A 26571-nucleotide genomic window follows, 5' to 3' on the forward strand; every position below is an offset into this window, starting at 1 on the left:
GACGCTTAGTGTCGAGCCGAATCTCGGGGTGCTATCGGCGCACATTCACCCCGAACAGCTCTGCTACGCTTTTGCTTACTCGAATTGAATCGGGAATCGTTTATGCAACACCCTTCCCTTGCCATTTGAGGGCGCCAAAAGTGAAAGGCAAATTACTGGGGGCCGCTGCAACCCTTCTGGTACTCGGGGCCGCGATTTATGGGTTGAACACCTGGGAGCACATCCAGGACCAGCGACAGGAAGCAGTCTGCAAGGCCGCCCGGGAGCATCTCAATAGCCTGGAAACCCAGGCGCGAGCCCTGGCCTCCGGGTTGTCGGTCGAAGCCTATGCCGAAGCCGAAAAAGCCGAGGCCGGCCAGTTGGTCATGGCACTCGATACCGCCAGGAATGAAGCCGAGGTCGATGCCGTCATCGACAAGCACGCCGCTGCCATCGAGGCGCAGATATCGGCCGAGGACGCTGAGGTCCAGTCCCGAGGCGAACAACCTTTCCTCGGTCAGGAACTGAAAAAGCAACGCATCCCCACCGACGTCAAACAGGAATTCAAACGCGCTGAAAAGGCCGTCGCCGACACCTGCGGATAGTGTCGACCGCCAGCTCCACGCTTGTCGCCAGCGTCCAGACTTCAGCAAAAGCAGGTTTCAAGCAGGAACAGCTGAGTGCGCCGTTGCGACGCACTCGCCTACCACTCAGTGCGGCGCGCGCGGGATGGTCTTGAGCAGGTCTTCGGGGCTGATGTGACCGACCACGCTGCCCGGTTGCGGCAAGTTGAGGATGTGGCCCTTCATCTTGCCGATGATGTGCATCTCGCAAGGCTTGCAGTCGAACTTCAGCGTCAACACTTCATCGCCGTGGATCAGCTGCATCGGCGCAACCTTGGTGCGCACGCCAGTCACGCCCTTGGCCTGTTTCGGGCACAGGTTGAAGGAGAAACGCAGGCAATGCTTGGTGATCATCACCGGCACCTCGCCGGTTTCCTCGTGGGCCTCGTAGGCCGCGTCGATCAGCTTGACGCCATGGCGGTGATAGAAGTCCCGGGCTTTCTGGTTGTAGACGTTGGCCAGGAACGACAGGTGCGAATCCGGGTACACCGGCGGCGGCGTGGTCTCGGCCTTGCGGCTGCCACGCGGGTGGGCGGCGATCCGCGCCTCGGTCAAGGCTTCAATCACTTCACGGCGCAAGGCCTTGAGCTGCGAGTTCGGGATGAAGTACGCCTGCGGCGCGTCCAGCTTGATATCGATGGCGTGGTACTGCGTTGTACCCAGTTGGCCGAGCAGATCCTGCAATTGCTCCAGCGCCTGTTCCGGCTTGTTGGCGGCACCGAACGGGCCAGCCAGGGTGACGCTGGCGCTGATGCCCTCTTCGCTGGTAGCGGTCAGTTCCAACTGGTCTTCACGCAGGCGAGCGACCCAGTTCAGGGCGATGCGACGCTCGGCTGAGGTCTTTTGCAGCGCCTGTTGCCAGTTGTGATCGAGATTGCGATTCAGCGGGTGATTGGGGCGCAGTTTGTACATCCCCTCCGGCATCTCGTTGGGCTCGACGCGATAGCGATAGCGCTTCTCGCCGTCCTCCTCGAACTCGCCCTTGGGTTCGGCGATGTTGGCGCGGAAACCCACCACTTCGCGCTTGACCAGCACGTTGAGACCGTCGCCGTTGGACAGCGGCTCGTGCGTCACGACCTGCATGTCACGCTTGGCGACTTTCTCGACCACACCCACTGGCAGACCGGTGAAGGTCGGCGAGTCAAAGGCGCCGATATCGATCTTGCGGTCAGTGACGAAGTAATCGGTGCTGCCACGGTGGAAGGTTTTTTCCGGGTCGGGCAGGAAGAAGTGCGCGGTGCGGCCGCTGGATGCGCGGGCCAGGTCCGGGCGGTCTTCGAGCACGGCGTCGAGGCGCTGGCGGTAGTAGGCGGTGATGTTTTTCACATAGCCCATGTCCTTGTAGCGGCCCTCGATCTTGAACGAACGCACGCCGGCCTCGACCAGGGCGCGGATGTTGGCGCTCTGGTTGTTGTCCTTCATCGACAGCAGGTGCTTTTCGTAAGCGATCACCCCGCCCTTTTCGTCCTTGAGGGTGTACGGCAGACGGCAGGCCTGGGAGCAGTCGCCACGGTTGGCGCTGCGCCCGGTTTGCGCGTGGGAAATGTTGCACTGACCGGAAAACGCCACGCACAACGCGCCATGGATAAAGAACTCGATGGCCGCGTCGGTTTCGTCGGCGATGGCGCGGATCTCCTGGAGATTCAGCTCGCGGGCCAGCACCAATTGTGAGAACCCGGCCTGATCGAGGAACTTCGCCCGCTCCAGGGTACGGATGTCGGTCTGGGTACTGGCATGCAGTTCGATCGGCGGAATGTCCAGTTCCATCACCCCCAGGTCCTGGACGATCAGCGCATCGACGCCAGCGTCGTACAACTGGTGGATCAGCTTGCGCGCCGGCTCCAGTTCGTTGTCGTGCAGGATGGTATTGATGGTGGTGAACACCCGGGCGTGGTAGCGACGGGCGAACTCCACCAATTGGGCGATATCGCTCACTTCGTTGCAGGCATTGTGGCGGGCGCCGAAGCTCGGGCCACCGATGTAGATGGCATCGGCGCCATGCAAGATGGCCTCGCGGGCAATGGCGACATCGCGGGCAGGGCTGAGCAATTCCAGGTGATGTTTGGGCAAAGACATAATTTTTTTAGTCAGGCTTGTCACGGTCGAGGCGTGCATTGTAGCGGCGAAACGCCTGACCGGCACCCGAATGCTGCCGGGTGGTGTTTTGGCGGAGCGGGACATGTGCCCATTTCCGGATTCAACAAATAACTACTGTGGGAGCGGGCTTGCCCGCGATTGCGCAATTTCAGTCGACATCAATGCCGACTGACACTCCGTCATCGCGGGCAAGCCCGCTCCCACAGGGGACTGCATCTATCGCGGCTATCAGCCCTTGGCCGCCATCGCCGTCACTTCCACCCGCATCCCTTCAATCGCCAGGGACGCCACGCCAACTGCGGCGCGAACCGGCCATGGCTTGGCAAAAAAACGCTTGTAGACTTCGTTGAACGCGGCGCGGTCGGCCATGTCGGTGAGGTAGATGGTCAGGTGCATCACGCGGTCCATGGAACTGCCGGCACGCTCCAGCGCGACCTTCAGCGCTTGCAGGGTGCATTCGCTTTGCAGGGTGATGTCGCCCAGTTCCAGGCTGCCGTCGGCGCGGGTGGGGATCTGGGTGGAGACCAGCACACCGGCGAAACCGACGACGTCGGAGGAAATCGAATCCGCATCGGGGTCGGGGGTAAAGGTCAGGTCGTGGTTTGCCATGGGGACTCTCTTGCTTGAAGTGATGAGGCTGGTGCCTTTGCGCGGCCAGTTTACAGGGCCATTGGCGGTCCGTCGCTAATCCAGGCCGGACGGCTGCTCGTGGCCCAGCCTCATGGCCTGCCGGCGACTGCACCGTACCGGCTGGATCGTTTCTGAGCCACGGTCGAGCCGAGCGCGGGTCATTGCAAGGGCGAGAACGTCGCGGGCAGGTAGATCGTCGAGCGCATGTCGCGCAGTTGCGGGCCGGAGTTTTCCGGCGGCCAGACGCCATCGGCGACCGCCTGGGTGCGTACTTGCAGGCGCTGTTCCAGGGTGCTCCACGGCCAGATGTGCAGATAGCGCGGCAGCGCGCCGTCGGTGGCGTAGAACGCCGCGTACACCGGCGAATATTGTTCGGCGGTCCGCGCTTCGATGGCGTTGCTCCAGCCCTCGAGGGTGGGCTGCAACCCGCTGCTGACCAGGTCATAGACGCGCAGTTCGTAGAATGGACCGTGCTGGCCCGCGCTCAAGGGTTCGAGGAAGGGAAACAGTGTGTAGTTTTCGATGCGCAGATCGGTGATCAACTCGTTGATACCAAACGCCCCGCCTCCCAGCAGGAAACGCTCGCGCTCCGCTTGCCTCAGGTGTTCGTCGGCGTAGCCGCGCAGTACGGCGATCTGGTTCAACTGACCGATTTCCGAGGCCCAGCAGCCCATCAACACCCCGCCGACTTCCGGCTTCGCCAACTCTGCCTCGATGCGTACCAGCGCATCAGTCACTGTGCGCACCCGCACGGTAAAAGTGATCAGTTCAAATAAACGCATAGCGACTCCGCCCACCGGTTTGCCAAAAGCACACAGCCTAGGGCAGCCCCCGCCAGCGGGATATTGAGACGAACCCCATCGGCAACGGCATTTGCCGCAGTGTTCTAGGTAGTTTCTTTATTGGGATTGAAAAAGCGAAGCATCAGCTACCGGCCATTATCGGCCCAGCCGATTCAAACCTGCGAATTATCGATTTGTGCAGTGGTCCGTGGACCGCGAGCATGGCGTCACTTCCAACAACAAAAACCAAGGACCCGCCATGACCGCCCGATTTCACAATCCAGTGGATACCCGCTTCGGCTGGGGCAGCCTGCAAGAGCTTGCCGCCATCACCGAACACCAGAACGTTGCCGTCGTGACCTTTCCCGAAGCCCGTGGCCTGGGGCTGGTGGATCGCCTTCAAGCGCTGCTGGGCGACCGCCTGGTCTACGTGATCGAAGATGTCCAGCCCAATCCCGATGTCGCGCAACTTCGCGCGACCTATGAACGTTTCTGGCAAGAGGCCGGCGAATGCCACGCCGTGATTGCCGTCGGTGGCGGCAGTGCGATCGACACTGCCAAGGCACTGATTGTCGGCACCGAGTCAGGTCGCTTCGATGAGCTGCTGGCCTTGCTGGCAAGCGGCAAACCCTTCGTTCCGGTTCGCAGTAAACAGCTGATCGCTGCCCCGACCACGGCGGGCACCGGCAGTGAGGTCACGCCCTGGGCGACGATCTGGGACGCGGCCAACCACAAGAAGTATTCCCTGCACCTGGACTGCACCTGGCCAAAGGTCGCGATCATCGATCCGCAACTAATGCTCACGGTACCGGCCAGCGTCACCGTTTCCACCGGGCTGGATGCACTGTCCCACGCGCTGGAGTCGATCTGGAACATCAATGCCAACCCGCTTTCCGACACCTTCGCCATCTCTGCCATCGAGGACATCCTCGAATGCCTGCCCTTGCTGCGGAGTGACCTGTCCAATCAGGAGCTGCGCTCACGGATGGCCCTCGCCGCACTCAAGGCCGGCATGGCGTTCTCCAACACCAAGACTGCACTGGCCCACTCCATTTCCTATGAGATGACCTTGCGCTTCGGCCTGCCCCACGGCATCGCCTGCTCCTTCACCCTGCCACTGGTTCTGGGCCTTGCCTGGGGCCACGACGCAACGCGCGACAAGACCCTGCAACGGGTTTTCGGGCCAGACCTGGATAAAGCCCAGGCCCGTTTGCGCGCCTTCCTGCACAGCCTCGAGGTGAAAACCGAGTTCGCCGACTACGGCGTGACGGCCGAAGAGGCCCAAACCATGATCGACTTCGCCCTGCTGGGCGCACGCGGCAAGAACTTCATCGGCTCACGAGCGGCCTAGGGCTCGCCAGCCCCCCCAAAGACACTACCCTGCCAGCGGCGAAACGAGCCGCGACGATTTCCTGCTGCACCTGAAAAAGAGTGCACCCTGCGATGCAACTCGCAGGGACCGAACAAGAATAAGGAAAAGATCATGAATCGTGCCCAAGCCATGCCAGGTCTCGCTGTACATACCGCATCGTTTCGCGTCGCCCAGTGGCGCATGCTGCTGGCAGCCATGTTTTGCTATCTGTTTTTCTATACCGGGCGACAAACGTTCGGTTTCGCCATTCCCGGTATCCAGGCCGAGTTCGGCTTTACCAAAGAGCACCTTGGCTGGGCATCGGCCGCCATGCTCTGGGCCTACGCCATTGGCCAGGCCATCAACGGCAACCTCGCCGACAAGTTCGGTGGTCGACGCATCATGACCATGGGCGCCGTGCTGTCCTGTGGCGCCAACTGGGTGACCAGTTTCGCCAGCGGATTCGCCGGGCTGATCCTGCCCTGGGGCATCAATGGCTACTTCCAGGCATTGGGCTGGGCACCGGGCAGCCGGCTGATCTCCAACTGGTGGAGCGCGGGCGAACGCGGCAAGGTCTACGGCTTTTATGTGTTCGCGGCCGGCTGCGCGTCGGTGCTTTCCTACGTGACCTCGATCGTCGTGCTGGAGGTGATGCATCTGGAGTGGCGCTGGATCTTCCGCCTGCCCGTATTGCTCATGCTGGCGGGCGGCATCATCTTCTACCTGGTGGCCCGCGAGCGTCCGCAAGACCTGGGTTTCGAACCGCCTGCCGACACGGGCGTGGCCAACGCCGCGGACAAAAGCCATGAAGTGGCCCATGACGAAGTCGAAACCTCCGCGCAACGCTACAAAGCTGTTCTGAAAAACTTCCGCCTGATCATCGCCGCCGTGTCCCTGGGTTTCCAGAACGCCGCCCGCTACGGTTTGATCGTCTGGGTGCCGGTGCACTTCCTGGGTGCCAACTGGAAGACCGGCGACAGCATGATCGATCCGAAGTGGATCACCGTGGCCCTTCCGGTCGGCATGGCAATCGGTGCGCTGAGCAACGGCTGGATCTCGGACAAGCTGTTCGGCTCCAAACGCTACCTGGCGATCATGCTTTACATGTTCCTCGGTGCGGCGACCAGTTTGTGGATGTGGACCCTTGCCCCTCACAGCGCGACCGGTCTGGTGGCGTTGTTTCTCTGCGGCTTCTTCGTGTACGGCCCCGCCTCCAGCTTCTGGGCGCTATGCCCGGACCTGGTCGGCGCCAAACGCGCCGGCACGGCGACCGGGGTGATGAACTTCTCGTCCTACCTGTTCGCCGGCCTGGCGGAACCGCTGATCGGCAGTATGCTCGACAGTACCGGCAACACCTCGCTGATCTTCATCGTGGTCACCGCGGCCTGTCTGTGCAGCGCGTCGGTGGCGCTGTTCATCAGGCGCTGATGGCCCGGCTGGACAGATTGAATCAACGGCAGCGGCTCAGGAACAGGATCGTCTATGTACCAGTACCACAAGTGGCTACGTTCATTTCATGCCGTGGCCAAGACCGGCAGCTTCACCCTCGCCGCCGAGTATTTGAGCGTCGGCCAGCCCACGGTCAGTGAGCAGGTCAATGCCCTGGAAAAGAAGTTTTCCGTGGAGCTGTTCCATCGCCGCGGCCGCTTTATCGAAATGAGTGCCGCCGGGCACCAGCTCTACGCGATCACCCAGGGCCTGTTCGGCCAGGAGGATGAAGCCGTGCAATTGCTGCAAAGTTTCAAGCAACGCAAGACCGGCATGCTGCGCCTCGGCGCGGTGTCGCCACCGATTGCCATGAACCTGACCTACGAACTGATGCAACGGCATCCGGACATCGAGCTGGAAACCTCGTTCTCCCCGGAAAAGGAGACCCTGGATCGCCTGTTCAACTTCGATATCGACGTGGCGATCCTGGCGTTGTCCGAATTCGACCAGCGTTTTGACACGCAGCTTTACCGGCGCTATCCGATCATTGCCGTGGTGCGTGACGACCATCCCTGGGCCCGGCAGAAAGAAGTGCATGTCGAGCAGATCAGCGAAGAGAAATGGGTGCTGCGGGAAAAAAGCTCACGCACTCGTCAACTGGTGGAGGAAAGCTGCAAGCACCTGGGCGTCGCACTGAACTGCGTCATGCAGTTGAACAGCCGCGAGGCCATCGTGCATGCCATCGCCAAGGGCATCGGCATCGGTTTCGTCTCGGCGGTCGAGTACGCCGAAACCCCGGGCACCAAACCGATCACCTTCGTCAATCACCCGTTTTCCATCGACTACCACCTGTGCTGCCTGGGTATTCGCCGAAACCGGCCAATGATCGCGGAGCTGTTCGACTCGAGCCCGATACCGGCCACCTGATTTCGTCTCACCCTTGAGCAATCCATAGGCCTACTTCCTGGCGACAGGAGGGACGGCCTGCCCACAACAAAAAATGGAGAAATACCATGAACTACCAACAACCGACCCAACTGCAAGCCGTGGTCCTGGACTGGGCCGGCACCGTCGTCGATTTCGGCTCCTTCGCCCCCACGCAGATTTTCGTCGAGGCCTTTGCCGAGTTCGGCGTCGCCGTTTCGCTGGAAGAAGCGCGGGGTCCGATGGGCATGGGCAAGTGGGATCACATCCGCACCTTGTGCAATCAACCGCAGATCGCCGAACGCTACCGTGCGGTGTTTGATCGCCTGCCGACCGATGACGATGTCACCGCACTGTACGAACGGTTCATGCCGCTGCAGATCGAGAAAATTGCCCTGCACTCGGCCCTGATTCCCGGCGCGCTTAACACCATCGATGCCTTGCGCGACAAGGGCCTGAAAATCGGTTCCTGCTCCGGTTACCCGGCCGTGGTCATGGAAAAAGTGGTCGAACTGGCACGGCACAATGGCTACGTGGCCGACCATGTGGTGGCCACCGACGAAGTGCCGAACGGCCGCCCCTACCCGGCCCAGGCCCTGGCCAACGTGATTGCCCTGGGTATCAGCGACGTCGCCGCCTGCGTCAAGGTCGACGACACCTGGCCCGGCATACTCGAAGGCCGTGCCGCCGGGATGTGGACGGTGGCGCTGACCTGCTCCGGCAATGCCCTGGGCTTGACCTACGAGCAATACAAGGCCCTGCCTTCCGACAGGCTGGACAGCGAACGGGCGCGTATCGTCAAGATGTTCGAAGGCTCCCGCCCGCACTACCTGATCGACACCATCGTCGATTTGCCGGCGGTCATCGAAGACATCAATGCGCGACTGGCGCGAGGTGAAACACCGCAAGGATCCTGACCCGATTCAGGCGTCAAGCGGCCGTCCCACGGACGGCCGCCTCACTTGAAAAAATCACTCGGCGTCTTGCCGAACTGCTTCTTGAACATGGTCGTGAACGCGCTCGGGCTGTCGTATCCCAGCTCCCCGGCGATGTCGATGATCTTCTCCCCGACGGCTATGCGTTCCAGCGCTAACAACAGTCGCGCTTGCTGGCGCCATTGGCCGAACGTCATGCCGGTTTCCTTGCGGAACCTGCGCTGGATGGTTTTGGCGTCGAGGCTCAAGCGGGTGCTCCAGTCCGACAAGGTCGAGCCATCCCCGGGATCACGCTGCAACGCGCTACAAATCAGGTTGATACGCTGATCGGCGGGCTGTGGCAGGTTCAGGGGCAAGGTCGGCAGGATCGTCAGTTCATCCAGGATCAGCCGCAGCACCCGGGCCTCCCGCGAGTCCGGCTCACAGGCAAAGTCGAAATCGACCGAGACCTTGATCAACTCGCTCAGCAACGCCGAAACACTCACCGCCCGGGTTTCGGCGGGCAGGTTCAGGCTCGGGTCAGGGCGCACGAATACGCTGCGCATCTTGATCGCCCCCACACAGCGAATCGAGTGCACCTCACCACTGGGCATCCAGATGCCACGGCTGGGTGGCACCGTCCATTGGCTGATGGCGGTGTGCACCACCATCACGCCTTCGATGGCATAGATCAGTTGGTGCTTTTCATGGGAATGCGGAGGGATGAACCAGTTTTCCGGGTAGTCGGTCGCACTGCTGCGAACGCTCCAGCCGCCCTGGTCGATCTCCGCAAGAAATGTCTGCAATGGTTTGATCATGACGCCCTTTTTTCGATGGTCCATGCCCGAGTTGCGCGAGACGGGCGCCCTTGAGGCCCCTAGGATAACGCCGAACCCTGAAATTGGCTGCGCCTTGCGTTCGCAGTTCGCGTTATTTATCCGGAAGCTCGCCCATGTCGACCACCACCCTCAGTTCACCGTCACCCACCGCTTCGGTGGCCAGCCAGGCCAGCCCGCTGGTCATGCGCGTCATCGGCGCCTGCGCGCTGGCGCACCTGATCAACGACCTGATCCAGGCCGTGCTGCCGTCGATCTATCCGATGCTCAAGGCCAGCTATGGCCTGAGCTTCACCCAGGTCGGCCTGATAACCCTGACCTTCCAGCTCACCGCTTCACTGCTGCAACCCTGGATCGGTTTCTACACCGACCGCCATCCCAAGCCGTGGCTGCTGCCGGCCGGCATGGTCTGCACCCTGATCGGTATTCTGATGCTGTCGATGGTCGGCAGCTTCCCGGCGATTCTCGTGGCCTCGGCGCTGGTAGGGGTTGGCTCGTCGACCTTTCACCCGGAGACCTCGAGGGTGGCGCGGCTGGCCTCGGGCGGTCGTTACGGCCTGGCGCAATCGACCTTTCAGGTCGGTGGCAATGCCGGTAGCGCCTTCGGCCCGTTGCTGGCCGCCGCGATCATCATTCCCTACGGCCAGGGCAACGTCGCCTGGTTCGGCCTGTTCGCGGTGTTCGCCATCCTCGTGCAATACGGCCTGAGCCGCTGGTACCGCAATCACCTGAACCTGTTCAAGCTCAAGCAAGGCAGCAAGGCCACCCACGGCCTGTCGAAACGGCGGGTGACCTTCGCCCTGGTGGTGCTGGCGCTGCTGGTGTTCTCCAAATACTTCTACATGGCCAGCTTCACCAGTTACTTCACCTTCTACCTGATCGAGAAATTCGACCTGTCGGTGGCCAGTTCGCAGCTGTACCTGTTCCTGTTTCTTGGCGCTGTCGCAGCAGGCACCTTCTTTGGCGGCCCGATCGGCGACCGGATCGGCCGCAAGCAGGTGATCTGGTTCTCCATCCTCGGCGCCGCGCCCTTCACCCTCGCCCTGCCCTACGTCGACCTGTTCTGGACGGGCGTGCTGAGCATGATCATCGGCTTCATCCTCGCCTCGGCATTCTCGGCCATCGTGGTCTTCGCCCAGGAACTGGTGCCCGGCAACGTCGGCATGATCGCCGGGGTGTTCTTCGGCCTGATGTTCGGTTTCGGCGGGATCGGTGCCGCGCTGCTGGGGCACCTGGCGGATATCCATGGCATCGAATATGTCTACACCTTGTGTTCGTTCCTGCCGTTGCTGGGAATTTTGACGATCCTGTTGCCTTCGACCCGGAGTGCTCGCTGAAGGATTCAGCCGATCACTTTTGCTACCCACTCTGTAGCACTCGGTAACACCCGGCCCTGTTGCGGTGCGTCTTTTCAACGACGCGCCGCCACCCACCCTGCTCCACACGGGGCCACCCGCCATGGCGTACTTTGTGCATCCAATGGCCATCCTCTTCTGCCTGTAGCCGCCATGCGCCCCAAGGAACTGAAACTCTGGACCACCGGTGTCGCCCACCTGCTCGACCTGCCTGCCGGGCATGGACGGCTGTCGGGGTTGAGCCATTGGCTTCGGCAAATCTGCCCGGTCGATCATTTCGTGTTGTTTGTCTACGAAGGCAATCACCGGCCACTGGCGTTGTTCGATACGTTCTCGGCGGACAAGCGGGCGGTGTATGTCGACGATTATCAGTGCGGGCCTTACCTGCTCGATCCGTTCTACCTGGCTTGTACACGCGGGCAGGCGCCGGGGCTGTGGCGTTTGCGCCAGTTCGCCCCCGACCACTTCTACCTCGGCGAGTACTTCCTGACCTATTACCAGCAGACGGGTCTGGCTGAAGAAGTGGCGTTTTTCGTCGACCTCGGTGGTGGTGCCACGGCGGTGTTGTCATTGATGCGATCGAGCGCCAGCTGTGCATTCAGCCGGGACGAAATGCAACTGGTCGAGTGTGCGCAAGCGGTGGTCGAACAAGTCATCAATGAGGCCTGGCGCTTGCGTCAGGCCCAGCAACCGCGACCGGCACAGGACCTGGACTTCAAGATCCGCGAAGCCTTCGACCACTTCGGCGCGCACATCCTCACCGGGCGCGAGCAGGAAATCGTTCAACTGTTGCTGCGTGGCCACTCCAGCGCCTCGGTGGCCGAACAACTGAACATCAGCCCCGGCACGGTGAAGATTCACCGCAAGAACATCTACGCCAAGCTGGGCATTGGCAGCCAGTCGGAGTTGCTGGGGTTGTTTATTCGGGAGTTGACGGAGGATCCGTTGCAGGCTCCCGGTTTCAAGCTGCAGGCCTGATGCCCGTTGGTATACGCATATCCTTGTGGGAGCGAGCTTGCTCGCGATAGCGGCAGCACATTCAACATTGATGTGTCTGACACACCGCCATCGCGAGCAAGCTCGCTCCCACAGGTCTATTGGTGATCCGCAGATAAGCGGTTATTCAGGCGGATCGAGTTGATCCAGCACGCGGTTTATGGCCAGTTCCCCCAGCATGATCACCTGCGCAATCCCGAGCAGCGCATTGCGGCTCGTTCCTTCCAGATGATCCACCAGATCGTTGGCCATGACATTGGCCGACGCCAGCGATTCACAGGCGTGCACCAGCAAGGTTTCGGCACTGAGTTCGGGATTGACGATGAACATCGTGCTGGGTGTGCGCGGGGTGGCCATGATTGCAGGGCCGGGGTTTAGGTAATGATCGAGGGCGCGCTCGGCGGCTTCGTGGAGTTTTTTGGAGTCGAGGCTTTCGTATGGGGATGCTGGATCGGTGTCCGGCGGGTTGGGTGTGACCTTGAACATGGCAAGTCTCCGTCTACGAGTTGGAGCTGCTCCATTCGGTTCCAAGCGAAGGGGTGGCAGCTGTACGCAGGTTGGAACCCGGGGTAAACGGAACCCGGCAGACCCTAAGGTCTCCCGCGCACAGCCGCCATTACGGAGTGCACACTTGAAGGTGCGCAGCATATGTTAAGCGGCACGCCTTGTGCCGTTTACTCCTCGGGGTTCCAAGCCCGGTCGCTGAATTGGCAGCGACCCGGGAACGATAAAACCCAGCCCCAAGGCGCACAAGCCGGCGGATTCTGGCGTACCTGTAGGCAACGACGCAAGGCGTTGTAGCTTTCATGAAGTAACGCTGACAGCGATTAAACACGTATATCCAACCGAAAATTTACGCAGGCTACTCGCGTTGAATTTCTTAGGAAGCCAGAGGAAATGTCTGACGTATTTTTAAGGTTGGCGACCGGAAGCACGAGGGTTAACTTTGCAGCCCTAAACAGAGACGAGAGATTCTTCGCCTGATGCAGGCGCTCTCTCAGACATTGAGGGTGAAACGATTGCATGAGCAGGACACTAGTCGACAAAGCTAATTGCCCCAACAGCGACATTTGGCGTTATGATCGCGTCAAATGTCGCATGGAGATATTCGGTATGCCCGCCGTCAAATCCAAAGGAAGAACAGTCGTCACGACGGAGACAAAACCTGTCACCCGAAAGCCGACTGAGGTGCTGTTACATGGCCGCGAAGGTAATACGCGCATGATGATCATCCAATACACACAAGAAGGCTTTGATCTGAGCGACGTGAGGGAGATGCTTTCTACCTCCGAACTGTACATGGAGCACGGCCTTGTTGAGCGCATCACAGGGAAGTCCGTCAGGACTGTACAACGCTTGGCAAAGGAGACAGAACCGGTGCGATTAAATCAGCAGCAAAGTACCGTCGCCTTTCAATATGCTCAGGCCTTGGAGCACGCCATCAACGTGTTCGGCAATCTACAGTTGGCTGAGAACTGGCTGAAGAAACCCTGCAAGTACCTGGAAGATCATATCCCGCTGGAACTGATCGACAACTCGCTTGGTTTCCAGGTGGTGGAGGATTATTTGACCCGGATTGAACACGGGGTTTATCAATGAATCCTTTACCGTGGGATGGGAAGTGGCACGCTTGGCGCCTTGACCGCGAGGTCTACAAGGACACGTGGAATAGTGGCTTGGGTGCTCAGCGATCCGGTGGCCGGTGGAACCCTCCCGGTCGCCGGGTTATTTACGCTTCGGCCGACCCGGCCACCGCCATTTTGGAAGTCGCAACCCACGCTGGTTTCGATACGCTCGATACGGTGCCCCACGTGCTCACGTGTTTCGAAGTACTGGATTCCAACTTCATAAAAGTTGTTCAAGCCGAAGACGTGCCAAACCCGAACTGGCTCATCCCGTCTGAGCTCTCGCCCAATCAGCAGCACTTTGCCGATGAGTTACTTTCCGAACATCCTTTCGTGCTTATCCCGTCCGCAGTTTCCCGCCATTCGTGGAACCTGCTAGTGAGTTGTGACTTGGCTGCGGATCAGTTCAAGCTTGTTTCGCAGGAGCGTTTTGGGCTGGACACTCGGTTGCTCAAATAAATGTAAGGGTGAATGCCGCCAGCCGTGTGTGATCTCTACGCCCCACACCTACTGAAAACTTGAAACGCCCCCCTCCTATCCCCCAAGGGATATATACACCGCAAAACCCCGATTGCTAGTTTGGCCCCCGACGCACTGATTCATCACTGCAAGGGAGCCCGCCTCGTGAACAACACCCCGCCAAGCGATATCGAATTCTGCAATGTGGTCAAACGCTATGGCGAGGTGCAGGCCGTCAGCGGTCTGGATTTCGCGGTGCGGCGTGGCTCGTTTCATTCCTTTCTCGGCGGTTCTGGCTGCGGCAAGACCACCACCCTGCGCATGATCGCCGGTTTCGAGCAGCCCACCAGCGGCGAGGTCCGTCTGGCCGGTAAAAGCGTGGCCGGTGTGCCGGCGTTCGAGCGGCCGGTGAACATGGTGTTCCAGCATTACGCGCTGTTCCCGCATCTGACCGTGGCGCAGAACATTGCCTACGGACTGCGTTATCGCACCCCACGCCCGGACAAAAAACAGCAACTGCGCATGGCCGATGAGGCGCTGGAGATGGTGCGCCTGAGCGGCTTCGGCCAGCGCAAACCGAGTGAGTTGTCCGGCGGTCAGCAACAGCGTGTCGCCCTCGCCCGCGCCTTGGTCAACAAGCCGACGGTGTTGCTGCTCGACGAGCCGCTGGCGGCGCTGGACCGCAAGCTGCGCAAGGAGATGCAATCGGAACTGCTGCGTTTGCAGCGCGAGGTCGGCATCACCTTCGTGCTGGTCACCCATGACCAGGAGGAAGCCCTGTCGATGAGCGACAGCATCAGCGTGATGTACAACGGCTCGATCATCCAGACCGCCACCCCGGAACAACTCTACGAAGCCCCGGCCAGCCGTTACGTGGCCGACTTTATCGGTGAGTCCAACCTGTTCGACGGCACTGTGCGCCAGCTCAACGGCAACTCGGTGGTACTGCGTACCGAGCAGGGTCTGGAGCTGACCAGCCCCCTCACCCCCACTGGCAAGGGCCTGAGCGCCAACGCCGCCGGTTGCATTGCGGTGCGGCCGGAGCTGATCAGCATCGCCGGAGCCAACGCCGAGATGGCCCGGGAAGTGAAGCTGCAAGGCTGCGTCGAGGACCGCATCTACCTGGGCAATTCCACCGAATACCGCGTGCGCACCCAGGCCTTCGGCGTGGTCTGCGTGCGGGTGCCGCGCCAGCAGGATCATGGCGCCAATGCATTCGAACACGGCGCGCCAGTGCGCGTCGGCTGGGATCACGCCAATGGCCTGGCCATGGCGTTGTAAATCATCGATTCGTTTCATCAACCGGATGTGGAGCGTGCTATGGACCAGAAGACTTTTATAAAAACCCTGCGCAGCTGGCAGAACGGCTCGATCAGCCGCCGCGAGTTCCTTGGCCGCACGGGCCTTGGCATCGCCGCCGCCGTGGTCGCGACCAACATGCCCGGCCTTTTGACCTCCACCGCCGAGGCCGCCGAACAGGCCAAGCTGGGGGATCGCCTGTCGCTGGCGACCTGGCCGAACTACCACAGCCAGGAAAACCTCGACACCTTCGGCAAGACCACCGGTGCCCGGGTGTCGATGAGCGTGTTCGGTTCCAACGAAGAAATGCTCGCCAAATTGCAGGCTGGCGGCAGTGGCTGGGACGTGCTGGTGCCGACCAACTACACCATCAGCACCTACGTCGGCCTGGGGCTGATCGAGCCGCTGGACCTGTCGCGCATTCCCAACTTCGATGCCTCGGCGTTCCAGCAGAAGTTCATGGCCCAGGGCACGGTGGATGGCAAGGTCTACGCGGTGCCGAAAAACTGGGGCACTACCGGCATGCTCTACGACACCGGCAAGCTGAAAAATGGCCCCGCCAGCTGGAAGGAATTCTGGGCCGCCGCCCAAGGCCCGGCCAGCGGCCGCACGATGGTCCACGACTACCAGTTGACCGCCATCGGCAACGCGCTGAAAAGCTTCGGCTACAGCTTCAACTCCCTGGACCCGAAAGAACTGGCCGACGCGGAAAAACTGCTGATCGAGGTCAAGCCGCACCTGTTCGCCATCAACTCCGACATTCAGCCATCGATGCGCAGCGGCGATGCCTGGCTGGCGATGTCCTGGACCGGGGACGCCTCGCAACTGCACCGCGACAACGCGCAAATGCAGTTCGAACTGGGCAAGGAAGGTGGCGAGTTGTGGAGCGACTTCTTCGCCATCCCCAAAAGCTCGGAGCACAAGGACGCCGCCTACGCCTTCATCAACTACTTGCTCGACCCGCAGCACAACAAGCTCGAAGTGCTAAGCCACGGTTACCCGAGTGGCGACAAGCGTGTCGACGCGCTGCTGCCGGTGGCGATGCTCGACGATCCGATCATGTACCCGGCCGCCGAGGCCCTGAGCCCGCTGGAGTTCGGTGCCGCCGCGACGCTGACCAGCCCGGCCCGCGCCGAGCTGATGGCGCGTTTCAAGTCCGCCTGATCGCCTGACCATGGCCAATGAGGAGTCACCCATGAATGCCGCCGCCCACCCGCAAACGGTGCAGTCGGGCCATGCCCTGTCGGTCGAGGTTCGCCAACGGCGCAGCCTCGGCCGGCGCATCACCCTGCTGATGCTCTTGCCTTCGACCCTGTGGTTCCTGCTGCTGTTGTTGATGCCGCTGGTGATCATCCTGGTCTTCAGTTTCGGCGAGCGCAGCGCCGTGGGCGGTTACGCCGGTGGCTTCACCCTGGCCAACTACCTGAACCTCGGTTCTCGCGGCGCGGCGTTCAGCAATACGCTGATGTTGGCGCCGCTGGGCACCCTGGTGTGCCTGGTGGCGGCTTATCCGCTGGCGTACTTCCTTGCGGTCAAGGTCACGAGGAACCGCTCGCTGTTGCTGACCCTGGTGATCGTGCCGTTCTGGACCAGTTTCCTGATCCGCACCTACGCGTGGATTTTCATCCTCAGCGGCAAGGGTATTCCGGCGCTGCTGGCCAGCCTGGGTCTCGAGGATGTGCGGCTGATCAACACGCCGTGGGCGGTGCTGATCGGCATCGTCTACGGCTACCTGCCGCTGATGGTGTTCCCGATCTACGTCAGCCTGGAAAAGCTCGACAAGCGCCTGCTCGAAGCCTCGGCGGACCTCGGCGCCAGCGCCTTCGAAAGCTTCCGTCGGATCACCCTGCCGCTGTCCGCGCCAGGGATCATCACCGGGGTGATGCTGGTGTTCATCCTGCTGATGGGCGAGTTCCTGATCCCGGCGATTCTCGGCGGCGGCAAGGTGTTCTTTGTCGGCAACGCGCTGGTCGATCTGTTCCTGCAATCGCGCAACTGGCCGTTCGGCAGTGCGCTGGCCATGACGTTGGTGGCGATGATGCTGCTGATCATCGGCGTGTATCTGAAACTGGTGGCGCGCCATGGCGGCCGCCCTGCCGACGGAGGCCTGTGACATGTGGTTGCGCAGCTATTCGACCTCGCTGTACCTGTTTCTCTACGCGCCGATTGCCTTGATCGTGCTGTTCAGCTTCAACGCCGGGCGCAGTGGCCTGGCGTTCCAGTGCTGCTCGGTGCAATGGTTCGGCACCGCGTTCGGCAACCCGTTCATCATGGAAGCCCTGGGCAACAGCGCGCTGATCGCGTTGAGTTCAGCGGTGATCGCCACGCTGTTCGGCACCCTGGCGGTGTTCGGCTTGCAGCGCTGCGGTGCCAAGGTACGCCTGCTGTTCGATGCCCTGACCTACTGCGCGATCATCGTGCCGGGCATCGTCATCGGCATCTCGACACTGATCGCCTTCATCAGCCTGTTCGACCTGATCAACCCGTTGTTGGCGAGTTGGCTGCCGACGGTGCCGAAGTTGAACATGGGGTTCTTTACGGTGATCGCCGCGCATTCGCTGTTCACCATGGCCCTGGTGATGGTGATCGTGCGCAGCCGTGTCGATTCCCTGGACAAGGCCTTGCTGGAAGCCTCGGCGGACCTGTACGCGCCACCGATGGACACCTTCTGGCGGGTGACTCTGCCGCAGATCAGTCCGGCGATCATGGCCGGCTTCCTGCTGGCGTTCACCTTCAGCTTCGACGATTTCATCATCGCGTTCTTCGTCGCCGGTTCCGAAACGACGCTGCCGATCTACATCTTTTCCTCCATCCGCCGCGGCGTGACGCCAGAGATCAACGCCATTTCCACGGTGATCATCTGTGTGTCGCTGGCCCTGCTGTTCACTTCCCGCCATCTGCAAAATCGCCGCACCGGCGTCCAGGAGTCGCACCATGCGTGATCAGCTCTACATCAACGGCGAATGGGTCAGCCCGGACCTGGGCGGCTATCTGGACGTGATCGATCCGGCCACCGAACAAGTCTTCCACCGAGTCGCGGCGGGCACTGAAGAAGATGTCGACCATGCCGTGCGTGCGGCCCGGCGTGCCTTCGACAATGGCTGGGGCCAGACCAGTGGCACCGAGCGAGCGCAATGGCTGGAGGCGCTAGCCGATGAACTGGAAAGTAGCCAGCAGGCGCTGGCGGAACTGGAAGTCCGTGACAACGGCAAACCCTTGCCCGAAGCACAGTGGGACATTGGTGATGCGATTGGTTGCTTCCGGTACTACGCCGGTTTGGCCCGTGAGCTGGATCAGCAACAGGACCAACCGCTGGCGTTGCCGGATGAGCGCTTTCGCTGCCGCCTCCGCCACGAGCCGATTGGCGTGGCCGGGCAGATCATTCCCTGGAACTACCCGCTGCTGATGGCCGCGTGGAAGGTCGCGCCAGCCTTGGCCGCCGGGGCCACGGTGGTGTTGAAACCGTCCGAACTGACGCCGCTGACCGCCCTGGAACTGGCCGCTGCCGCCGACCGCATCGGCTTGCCCGCCGGGGTGTTGAATCTGGTCACGGGCCTTGGCGCCGACGCCGGCAGCCCGCTCACCGAGCATCCGGGGGTGGACAAACTGGCGTTCACCGGCAGCGTGCCCACCGGGGCGAAAATCATGTCGGCGGCGGCGCGGGACATCAAGAACATCAGCCTGGAACTGGGGGGCAAGTCAGCCTTCATCGTGTTTGATGATGCTGATGTCGACGCCGCCGTGGAGTGGATTCTGTTCGGGATTTTCTGGAACCAGGGTCAGGTGTGCAGCGCCACATCACGCCTGTTGGTGCAGGAACGCATCGCCCCGCGCCTGACCGAACGGCTGGTGGAAGAAACCCGCAAGATCAGCATCGGTCCCGGCATGCAGCCCGGCGTGCTGCTCGGGCCGCTGGTCAGCCAGGGCCAGTACGACAAGGTGCTCGGTTTCATCGATCAGGGCCTGGCCAGCGGCGCCCGTTTGCTCACCGGCGGACGGCGACCGGCGCATCTGGCCGAAGGGTATTTCATTGAGCCGGCAATCTTCGACGAGCCGGGACACAGCAGCATTCTGTGGCGCGAAGAAGTGTTCGGCCCGGTGCTGTGCATCAAGCGCTTCAAGACCGAAGAGCAAGCAGTGCAAATGGCCAACGCCAGCCGCTTCGGCCTGGCCGCCGCGGTGATGAGCACCGACTTGCAGCGCACCGCCCGGGTCGCCAACCAACTGCGCGCCGGGATCGTCTGGGTCAACTGCTCGCAACCGACCTTCGTCGAAGCCCCCTGGGGCGGGATGAAACACAGCGGCATTGGCCGGGAACTGGGCCAGTGGGGGCTGCACAATTACCTGGAGGTCAAGCAGGTGACCGAGTACGTCAGTGACCAGCCGTGGGGGTGGTATTTGAAGTAAACAGGTCAACTGTGGCCGGCCGGGGGATTAGCGTTCACTGAAGATCAAAACTGTGGGAGCGGGCTTGCTCGCGATTGCGGTGGGTCAGGCAATATCTCTGTTGAATGTGCCGGCCTCTTCGCGGGCAAGCCCGCTCCCACAGGGATTGTGGCCAGCCGCGGGATTGGCATTCACTGACGATCAAACTGTGGGAGCAGGCTTGTGACAACGGGTTATCAACGCGTAACTTGAATGGCCTGCCCTTCAAGACACGCCGGAGTTGATCCATGCGCATCGCCTTGCTGTCCGACATGCATCTGTCCGTCAATGCGATCCCCTTTCCCGCCGTGGAGGCCGATATCGTCGTGCTCGCCGGGGACATAGCACGGCCGGCCAAGGCCATCGAGTGGGCCAGAGCCTGCCCGGTTCCACTGTTGTATGTGGCGGGCAATCACGAGTTCTATAGCAGTGACCTGGTCACCACCTACGAACAATTGAACAGTCTGGCGCAAGGCACCCGGATCCACGTACTGGAACGCTCGGAGTACGTCCACGACGGCGTGCGCTTTCTCGGTTGCACCTTGTGGTCTGACTATCGCCTGCTCGACAGCCCGGATGATCGGGCGCTGGGCATCGATCTGGCGACCCGGCTGATCCGTGACTTCAGCCACATCAAGATCGCCCCCGACTTTCCGGACCTGTTCACACCGGCCATTTCCCAGCTGGTATTTTTGCAGACGGTCGCCTGGCTGCAAGACTGCTTCAGCCGCGACAGCAGCACACCCACGGTGGTGGTCTCGCATTTCGCCCCGACACGGTCGAGCATCAGCCCGACCTTTGCCGGTTCGCCGATCAACTCAAGCTTTGTCTCGGACCTCGAAGCGCGGATCAAAGACTGGCAGCCGGCACTGTGGCTGCATGGCCATACCCATGGCAGCTTTGACTATCGAGTAGGCAACACCCGGGTGGTCTGCAACCCCCGGGGCTATGCCAGGAATGGCATCAACGAAAACCCTGATTTCGACGCGGCCTTCGTGATTGACCTGCAGATCTGAGGTAATGCTGAAATCAACAGTCTCCAGGCTCGCACCCGATGGAACGCCGGCAACCCGCTACACTTTCCTCGCTGCGCCGCTGCACCAAAGCGGCCAAACCCCTGACTTCTGATCTGGAGGTATCCCATGAGCGACAGCAGCGAACTCACCACCTTTACCGGCTGGGCCGCCACGGCAGCGGGCGCGCCACTGGAACGCTACAGCTACGATCCCGGTCCGTTGGGCAACGATGAGGTGGAAGTCGCCGTGGAATATTGCGGCGTCTGCCACTCCGACCAGTCGTTGATCGACAACGATTGGGGCATCAGCCACTACCCGTTCATCCCCGGCCACGAGGTGGTCGGCCGTATCGTACGCCTGGGCGATCAGGTGCGCGGCCTGGAAATGGGGCAACGGGTGGGCATCGGCTGGTACAAGGGCAGTTGCATGCATTGCACGTCGTGCATCGAAGGCTCCCATAACCTGTGTCGCACCGTGCAACCAACCATCATCGGCAGCAACGGCGGCTTTGCCGACCGCATTCGTTCGCACTGGGCCTGGGCCCTGCCGATCCCCGCCGGGCTCGATCCGGCGATGGCTGGGCCGTTGTTCTGTGCAGGTTCCACCGTGTTCAACCCGCTGGTGGAATTCGGCATCAAGCCCACCGACCGGGTCGGCGTGGTGGGCATCGGCGGTCTTGGTCACCTGGCGCTGCGCTTCCTCAACGCCTGGGGCTGCGAAGTCACGGCGTTCACCTCATCGCTGAGCAAGCAGGACGAAGCCAAGCGCCTGGGCGCGCACAAGGTGGTCGCCTCGACCGATACCGATGCGCTCAATGCCATTGCCGGCACCCTGGATTTTCTCCTGGTCACCGCCAACGCCAACCTCGACTGGAGCGCCATGCTCGCCACCCTGCGCGGCAAGGGTCGCCTGCACTTTGTCGGCGTCGTGCCCGATGCCATCCCCATGCACGTGTTCGAACTGATTCCCCAGCAAAAAACCATGTCCGCCTCACCGGTCGGCTCGCCCGCCAACACCGCGACCATGCTGGAGTTCTGCGCACGCCACCAGATTGTGCCGCAGGTCGAGATGTTTCCCATGAGCCGGATCAACGAGGCCATCGATCATTTGCGCAGCGGCAAGGCGCGCTACCGCGTGGTGCTGGACGCCAGTCAGTGACAGGCGACGAACGAAGAGAAAGGGCTGCTTGTTCAAGCGTAATGCTGTTCACTTAATAGCGTCCTGAATCAGAGAAACCTGTGGCGAGGGAGCTTGCTCCCGCTTGAGTGCGTAGCACTCACAAAAATCGGCAATGATTGTCAGATTTTTGGGGCTGCTACGCAGCCCAGCGCGAGCAAGCTCGCTCGCCACAAAGGTACTCACGATCCAAGAGCGCGCCTAAGTGAACAGCGGCCCCTTTTTGTTCCTCAGGGATTGGCCACCTGAGCAGGCAACGCTGGCATATGCGGGTCGTTCCAGGTAAACCGATAGGCTTTGCCGGCCTCTTGCGGCAGGCATTTGCCGTTGTCGGCATCCGCGCCGACGATCGACCAGTTCGCCCGGGCGTTTCCCCCCAGCTCACGGGCCGCTTCGGGCTTGAAGCACTGGTTGAGTACGTCATCGGGCACTAAAGCGTAGGCCTTGGGGTGTTCGCGCAAATAGAGCGCGGCCTTTTCGATGGTCGAATTGTCCATGCCGAAATGCACGATCGGCTGCCGGGCGAACAACCAGTGCCCCTCCTCCCAGTTGACCAGCACCAGATCGGCGCCCTGGGTCATGGTCGCCGCCTGGGTCATGAGCACCTGATCAACGTTGGTGCCGTCCTTGAGCGGTTCGATGAAACCACGGGCGAACCACAACGCGAACCAGGTCGCCACCAGTGCCGGGAACACCCGACGCAAACGCGGGTGACGCTTGAACCAGCGCTTGAGCAGCCACGGGACCAACGGCGCGGCGACCAGCACCAGCCCGGGCAGCGCCGGGTAGATGTACAACTTGCGCTTGCCCGTGCTGATGCAGAAGAACAGCACCACCAGCAGCACCCAACCGAGTAGCACCAACACCCGGCCATCGCGTTTTTGCAACTGACGGCGCCAGGCCGGCACCAGCCATGGCAGCACCAGCACCAACGGCAGCCAATACTGCGGAATCACCTTGGTGAAGAAGTACCAGAACGGTTCGCGGTGATGCCACGCGGCGGCATACCGGCCCGCCGTCTGGCGCAGGAGAATCTCCCGCGCATAGGCCACTTCGTCTGCGCTGCCATCCAAGATGATGGACAAGGCCAGGGGCAGCAGCCAGATCGCAATCGCCGCGAGCATCAGTGCAAACCCGAGCAACCACTTGCGCGCCTCGCCGGGCATCGCCACCACACCGGGCCAGCCTTTGCGCACCCCATAGGCGTAAGGAATCAGCAACAACGCCGGCAGGAAGCCCACGCCCTTGGTGATCACGCCAATGCCCATGGCCGCACAGCCCGCGTAGAACCAGCGCCACGCGGGTCCCAGCAGCAGGTGTCGCGCCAGGCCGTACAGGCCCAGGGAGGTGAACAGAATCAGCAAGCTGTCGATCTGACCGGTGCGCAGGATGCTGTAGGTCTGGTAGGTCGCCAGGTACAGTAGCGCGGCGTTGCGCCCGGTACGCTGGGTCCACAGGCGCCGCCCCAGGTCATAGACCATCGCCGTGACCGTTACCGCCGAAAACAGCCCCGGGATATAAAGGGCGATGTTGGGCTTGCCGCTCAGCCAGGTGAAGAACGCCACCGTCCACATGAAAATCGGCGGCTTGTCGCCATAGATCTCGGCGGCCCGGTGCGGGATCAGCCACGAGCCGTTCTGCAACATCTCCAGCGCGACACCGAGGAAACGCTCTTCGTCCACATTCTGCGCCTGACGCAGGCCCATTCCCGCGCCGATCAGCAACAGGGCAAGCAGCATCAGGCCCAGGCACTCGACCCTGGGCGACAACGATCTACGCATTGCTTATTCCTTTGCGCTTCGGCTTTTGGCAATCAATTGCAGGTTGCGGAAATAGACGAGAGAGCCAAAGGCCTGGCCGACGATGAACACCGGGTCCTGGCGGTAAATGGCGTAGACGAGCAACAAGGTGCTGCCGACGATGCTCAGGTACCAGAAGTTGGTCGGGATCACGCTGCGTTTCTTGTACTCGCTGTACAACCACTGCAAGACAAACCGCCCGGTAAAGGCAGCCTGCCCGGCAAAGCCGACCAGCAGCCAGAGGGTTTCACGGGTCAGAATCATCCTTCGAGCTCCTGGGCCTGGGTGTGCAGGCGCGTGCGTTTGATCAGCCACCAGACACCGATCAGGTCAAGAATGCCGACCAGCGCGCGGTCGAGGTTGCCGTATTTCGAGACTCCGGCCGTGCGCGGCCGATGGTTGACCGGGTGCACGATCATGCGTCCGTTATGGCGCTGGATCAGCGCCGGAATGTAGCGATGCATGTGGTCGAAGTACGGCAGGCGCAGGAATGCCGCACGCTCGATCAGCTTCAGGCCGCAACCGGTGTCCGGGGTAGCGTCCTTGAGCAGGCGCCGACGCAGGTTGTTGGCGAACCGCGAGGCGTAGCGTTTGCTCGCGGTGTCACGGCGATTGACCCGGTGCCCGGCCACCAGTTGCACGTCGACCTTGCCCGGTTCGCCACGCACCAGCGCGAGCATGCCGGGAATGTCCGCCGGGTCGTTCTGGCCGTCGCCATCGAGCGTCGCCAGCCACTGCCCGCGAGCCTCACGGGCCGCGTGATACAGCGAGGTGCTCTGTCCCAGCGACCGCTCGTGATGCAGGATGCGCAGGGTGTTCAAGCCGTCGTTGCGGATCTGCCGCAGCTCCTGCAGGGTCGCGTCGGTGCTGCCATCGTCGACCACGATGATTTCGTAAGCCTCGTCGGCCAGCGCCACACGGATCTCTTCCAGCAATGGCTTGAGGTTGTTTGATTCGTTCCTGGCGGGAATCAGTACGGATACAAAAATGTCTTGGCTCATGGGTCTCTCTCGCCCTGTTTGATTTTTCGAGATCAGAGGCGAACGCTTCAAATCCGGTAGAACTGCCGATACCACTTCACAAATGCTCTTACGCCGGTTTCCAGCGTCACCTGCGGGCTGAAGCCCACCCGCTCGGCCAGTGCCGAGACATCGGCCCAGGTCTTGACCACATCACCGGCCTGCATCGGCAGGTAGTTGCGCCGGGCCTGCAGGTCCAGGGCTGATTCCAGGCACTCGACGAAATCCAGCAACGCCACAGGCATGCCGCGACCGATGTTGAAGAGCCGGTTGACCCCGGCGACCGAGCCTTCCGGCACCGGAGGCCTTGGGCGCAGTCGGGCGATCCCTTCGACAATGTCGTCGACATAGGTGAAGTCGCGGGACATCTGCCCCTGGTTGTAGATGTCGATTGGCAAGCCTTTGAGAATGGCGTCAGTGAACTTGAACAGCGCCATGTCCGGGCGACCCCACGGGCCGTAGACGGTAAAGAAGCGCAGGCCACTGGCTTTCAGGCCATACAGATGGCAGTAACTTTCGGCCAGCAGTTCATTGGCGCGCTTGCTGGCGGCGTACAGCGAAACGGGATGTTCGACCGGGTCCTCGACACTGAACGGCAGCTTGCTGTTAGCGCCGTACACCGAACTGCTCGAGGCGTAGATCAGGTGCTCGGGGCGATGGTGCCGACAGGCTTCCAGCACATTGAGGAAGCCCACCAGATTCGATTGCCCATAGACATCCGGGTTGTCCAGCGAGAAGCGCACCCCGGCCTGGGCGGCCAGGTGTATCACCTCGGTAAAAGCGTGCTCCTGAAACAGGCTCATCAGGGCCGGCTTATCGACGATGTCCATTTTCCGGAAACGAAAACCCGGCAGCGTCTCCAGCACCTTGAGGCGTGCGTGCTTGAGTTCCACGTCGTAGTAGTCGTTGAGGTTGTCGATACCGACGACCTCCTGCCCCTCGCGGCACAAGCGCTGGACCGTATGAAAGCCGATGAAACCGGCCGCACCGGTGACCAGGACGGTCATGGGAAACGCGCCGGAGACTGCGCCGCGATCGACGCGAGGTTACTGATCCGGACCCTCGTCAACTTCATGTGTAGTCCCTGCTTATGGCGTCATTCACGCACGGTTGCGTTATGAAGCTTATAAAACAGACACATTTCAGTTTGGATAACGCCTCGCACTACCTCGGAAAAATAAAATATCTGGCCGAAAACACCCCGGTTATCTGGCCGACTCGCCACGGGGTTTGTAAAAACGGAACAAGCCGATATCCACGGTCCTGATGTATTGCCTGGCCCAGTCCGGCTTGACGGTACGGTCATGGAAATACAAGGCACCCCGGGTGCGATCCGGCAGTTCCTTGTTCAGGGCCTTGCGTGCGATTTCCTTGGCCATCGCGTAAGGCAGCTCTTCCTGGACCGAATCGGATTTGCCGTCGCACCACCAGGAGAACTGGCAACTCTTGGTCTGCGAACCCTGCTTGACCACTTTGCACACCGTGTCCGGAAAGCCCTCGTGGCCCAGGCGATTCATGACCACATTGGCCACCGCCTCCATGTCGGCGGTGTCCTTGCCCTTGGCTTCCCAGTAAATGGACCGGGCCAGGCAGGTGATCGCATCATCCAGCGGCGCGGCGCCGGCCGGGTCGACGGCCTGGACTTCGGACGGGGTAATGGCTTCTGCCTTGGGCGCCGGTGCCGGGTTGTTGCTCTCGGCGGCTTTGTGTTCCAGCACCTCGGCCTTGTTCTCGGCCTCTTGCTGCTTTTGCGCTTGATCCGCAGCGAATACCGGGCCAAGCAACGTCAGGGCGAGGCAGGTGGCGATCCAGTCGAAGCGCATGGTCGGTGTCACTCG

Annotated in this window: 26 protein-coding genes; 16 read left to right on the top strand and 10 right to left on the bottom strand. The window is 61.5% G+C overall.

What is annotated here, in order from left to right; translation table 11 throughout:
- Nucleotides 1-155 precede the first annotated feature (155 nt).
- Nucleotides 156-584 carry a hypothetical protein gene (locus tag ASD95_RS23685; protein WP_056728096.1) on the top strand — a complete coding sequence of 143 codons (429 nt, stop codon included), beginning with the start codon at nt 156-158 and terminating at the stop codon, nt 582-584.
- Nucleotides 585-689: 105 nt separating this feature from the next.
- Here ASD95_RS23685 and ASD95_RS23690 read toward each other — a convergent pair whose 3' ends face one another.
- The 3 genes from ASD95_RS23690 to ASD95_RS23700 form a co-directional block, all read right to left on the bottom strand.
- Nucleotides 690-2678, bottom strand: a complete 1989-nt coding sequence (locus tag ASD95_RS23690; protein ID WP_056728097.1) for a peptidase U32 family protein — start codon at nt 2676-2678, stop codon at nt 690-692.
- Between the two features lie 249 nt (nt 2679-2927).
- Nucleotides 2928-3308 carry a RidA family protein gene (locus ASD95_RS23695; protein ID WP_056727866.1) on the bottom strand — a complete coding sequence of 127 codons (381 nt, stop codon included), beginning with the start codon at nt 3306-3308 and terminating at the stop codon, nt 2928-2930.
- Nucleotides 3309-3487: 179 nt separating this feature from the next.
- Nucleotides 3488-4111: an NIPSNAP family protein gene (locus tag ASD95_RS23700; RefSeq protein ID WP_056727868.1), complete on the bottom strand. Its 624-nt coding sequence runs from the start codon at nt 4109-4111 to the stop codon at nt 3488-3490.
- A 259-nt stretch (nt 4112-4370) separates the two neighbouring features.
- On the opposite strand from ASD95_RS23700, the gene psrA reads away from it, so the two are divergent.
- From psrA to phnX, 4 genes are all read left to right on the top strand, one after another.
- Nucleotides 4371-5462, top strand: coding sequence for an iron-containing alcohol dehydrogenase PsrA (gene psrA, locus ASD95_RS23705; RefSeq protein ID WP_056727869.1), 1092 nt, complete (start codon nt 4371-4373; stop codon nt 5460-5462).
- A 132-nt stretch (nt 5463-5594) separates the two neighbouring features.
- Complete coding sequence (locus ASD95_RS23710) at nt 5595-6890, top strand: MFS transporter (RefSeq protein WP_056727872.1); 1296 nt, start codon at nt 5595-5597, stop codon at nt 6888-6890.
- A 54-nt stretch (nt 6891-6944) separates the two neighbouring features.
- Nucleotides 6945-7817, top strand: coding sequence for a LysR substrate-binding domain-containing protein (locus ASD95_RS23715; RefSeq protein WP_056727874.1), 873 nt, complete (start codon nt 6945-6947; stop codon nt 7815-7817).
- An 86-nt stretch (nt 7818-7903) separates the two neighbouring features.
- Complete coding sequence (gene phnX / locus ASD95_RS23720; RefSeq protein WP_007980567.1) at nt 7904-8731, top strand: phosphonoacetaldehyde hydrolase; 828 nt, start codon at nt 7904-7906, stop codon at nt 8729-8731.
- A 41-nt stretch (nt 8732-8772) separates the two neighbouring features.
- Here phnX and ASD95_RS23725 read toward each other — a convergent pair whose 3' ends face one another.
- A complete protein-coding gene (locus ASD95_RS23725) occupies nt 8773-9546 on the bottom strand; it encodes an AraC family transcriptional regulator (RefSeq protein WP_056727876.1) in 774 nt (257 codons plus the stop codon).
- A 134-nt stretch (nt 9547-9680) separates the two neighbouring features.
- Between ASD95_RS23725 and ASD95_RS23730 the strand changes: the two genes are divergently transcribed.
- Both ASD95_RS23730 and ASD95_RS23735 read left to right on the top strand, forming a co-directional pair.
- A complete protein-coding gene (locus ASD95_RS23730) occupies nt 9681-10901 on the top strand; it encodes an MFS transporter (protein WP_056727878.1) in 1221 nt (406 codons plus the stop codon).
- Nucleotides 10902-11072: 171 nt separating this feature from the next.
- Nucleotides 11073-11897: a response regulator transcription factor gene (locus ASD95_RS23735; protein ID WP_056727879.1), complete on the top strand. Its 825-nt coding sequence runs from the start codon at nt 11073-11075 to the stop codon at nt 11895-11897.
- Nucleotides 11898-12038: 141 nt separating this feature from the next.
- On the opposite strand, the gene ASD95_RS23740 is transcribed toward ASD95_RS23735, so the two are convergent.
- Nucleotides 12039-12401 (bottom strand): DUF6124 family protein, encoded by a 363-nt coding sequence (locus ASD95_RS23740; RefSeq protein WP_056727881.1) that lies wholly within the window; start codon nt 12399-12401, stop codon nt 12039-12041.
- A gap of 627 nt (nt 12402-13028) precedes the next feature.
- Between ASD95_RS23740 and ASD95_RS23745 the strand changes: the two genes are divergently transcribed.
- From ASD95_RS23745 to ahr, 9 genes are all read left to right on the top strand, one after another.
- Nucleotides 13029-13514, top strand: coding sequence for an antitoxin Xre/MbcA/ParS toxin-binding domain-containing protein (locus ASD95_RS23745; protein WP_056727882.1), 486 nt, complete (start codon nt 13029-13031; stop codon nt 13512-13514).
- Nucleotides 13511-13999 (top strand): RES family NAD+ phosphorylase, encoded by a 489-nt coding sequence (locus ASD95_RS23750; protein ID WP_056727884.1) that lies wholly within the window; start codon nt 13511-13513, stop codon nt 13997-13999. Before ASD95_RS23745 ends, ASD95_RS23750 begins: the two co-directional genes overlap by 4 nt.
- A 165-nt stretch (nt 14000-14164) precedes the next feature.
- A complete protein-coding gene (locus ASD95_RS23755) occupies nt 14165-15280 on the top strand; it encodes an ABC transporter ATP-binding protein (RefSeq protein WP_056727885.1) in 1116 nt (371 codons plus the stop codon).
- Nucleotides 15281-15319: 39 nt separating this feature from the next.
- Nucleotides 15320-16462 carry an ABC transporter substrate-binding protein gene (locus tag ASD95_RS23760; RefSeq protein ID WP_056727887.1) on the top strand — a complete coding sequence of 381 codons (1143 nt, stop codon included), beginning with the start codon at nt 15320-15322 and terminating at the stop codon, nt 16460-16462.
- 31 nt (nt 16463-16493) lie between these two features.
- Entirely contained in the window at nt 16494-17411 is a 918-nt protein-coding gene (locus ASD95_RS23765) for an ABC transporter permease (RefSeq protein WP_056727888.1), read from the top strand.
- Nucleotide 17412: 1 nt separating this feature from the next.
- Nucleotides 17413-18240 (top strand): ABC transporter permease, encoded by an 828-nt coding sequence (locus ASD95_RS23770; protein WP_056728099.1) that lies wholly within the window; start codon nt 17413-17415, stop codon nt 18238-18240.
- Nucleotides 18233-19705, top strand: a complete 1473-nt coding sequence (locus tag ASD95_RS23775) for an aldehyde dehydrogenase family protein (RefSeq protein ID WP_056727890.1) — start codon at nt 18233-18235, stop codon at nt 19703-19705. The genes ASD95_RS23770 and ASD95_RS23775 overlap by 8 nt, the downstream gene beginning before the upstream one ends.
- Before the next feature lie 266 nt (nt 19706-19971).
- On the top strand, nt 19972-20739 hold the full coding sequence (locus ASD95_RS23780; RefSeq protein ID WP_056727892.1) for a metallophosphoesterase: 768 nt from the start codon (nt 19972-19974) through the stop codon (nt 20737-20739).
- A 126-nt stretch (nt 20740-20865) separates the two neighbouring features.
- Nucleotides 20866-21897: an NADPH-dependent aldehyde reductase Ahr gene (ahr, locus tag ASD95_RS23785; protein WP_056727894.1), complete on the top strand. Its 1032-nt coding sequence runs from the start codon at nt 20866-20868 to the stop codon at nt 21895-21897.
- Nucleotides 21898-22145: 248 nt separating this feature from the next.
- On the opposite strand, the gene ASD95_RS23790 is transcribed toward ahr, so the two are convergent.
- The 5 genes from ASD95_RS23790 to ASD95_RS23810 all read right to left on the bottom strand — a co-directional run bounded on the left by ASD95_RS23790 (nt 22146) and on the right by ASD95_RS23810 (nt 26556).
- Nucleotides 22146-23696, bottom strand: coding sequence for an ArnT family glycosyltransferase (locus tag ASD95_RS23790; protein WP_056727896.1), 1551 nt, complete (start codon nt 23694-23696; stop codon nt 22146-22148).
- A gap of 3 nt (nt 23697-23699) precedes the next feature.
- On the bottom strand, nt 23700-23978 hold the full coding sequence (locus ASD95_RS23795) for a lipid-A-disaccharide synthase N-terminal domain-containing protein (protein ID WP_056727897.1): 279 nt from the start codon (nt 23976-23978) through the stop codon (nt 23700-23702).
- Nucleotides 23975-24715: a glycosyltransferase family 2 protein gene (locus tag ASD95_RS23800; RefSeq protein ID WP_056727899.1), complete on the bottom strand. Its 741-nt coding sequence runs from the start codon at nt 24713-24715 to the stop codon at nt 23975-23977. The genes ASD95_RS23795 and ASD95_RS23800 overlap by 4 nt, the downstream gene beginning before the upstream one ends.
- Before the next feature lie 47 nt (nt 24716-24762).
- Complete coding sequence (locus tag ASD95_RS23805; RefSeq protein ID WP_056727901.1) at nt 24763-25740, bottom strand: NAD-dependent epimerase; 978 nt, start codon at nt 25738-25740, stop codon at nt 24763-24765.
- A 198-nt stretch (nt 25741-25938) separates the two neighbouring features.
- Nucleotides 25939-26556: a cell wall hydrolase gene (locus ASD95_RS23810; RefSeq protein ID WP_056727902.1), complete on the bottom strand. Its 618-nt coding sequence runs from the start codon at nt 26554-26556 to the stop codon at nt 25939-25941.
- Nucleotides 26557-26571 lie beyond the last annotated feature (15 nt).

The organism is Pseudomonas sp. Root71 (assembly GCF_001429045.1).
Lineage (GTDB): Bacteria > Pseudomonadota > Gammaproteobacteria > Pseudomonadales > Pseudomonadaceae > Aquipseudomonas > Aquipseudomonas monachiensis.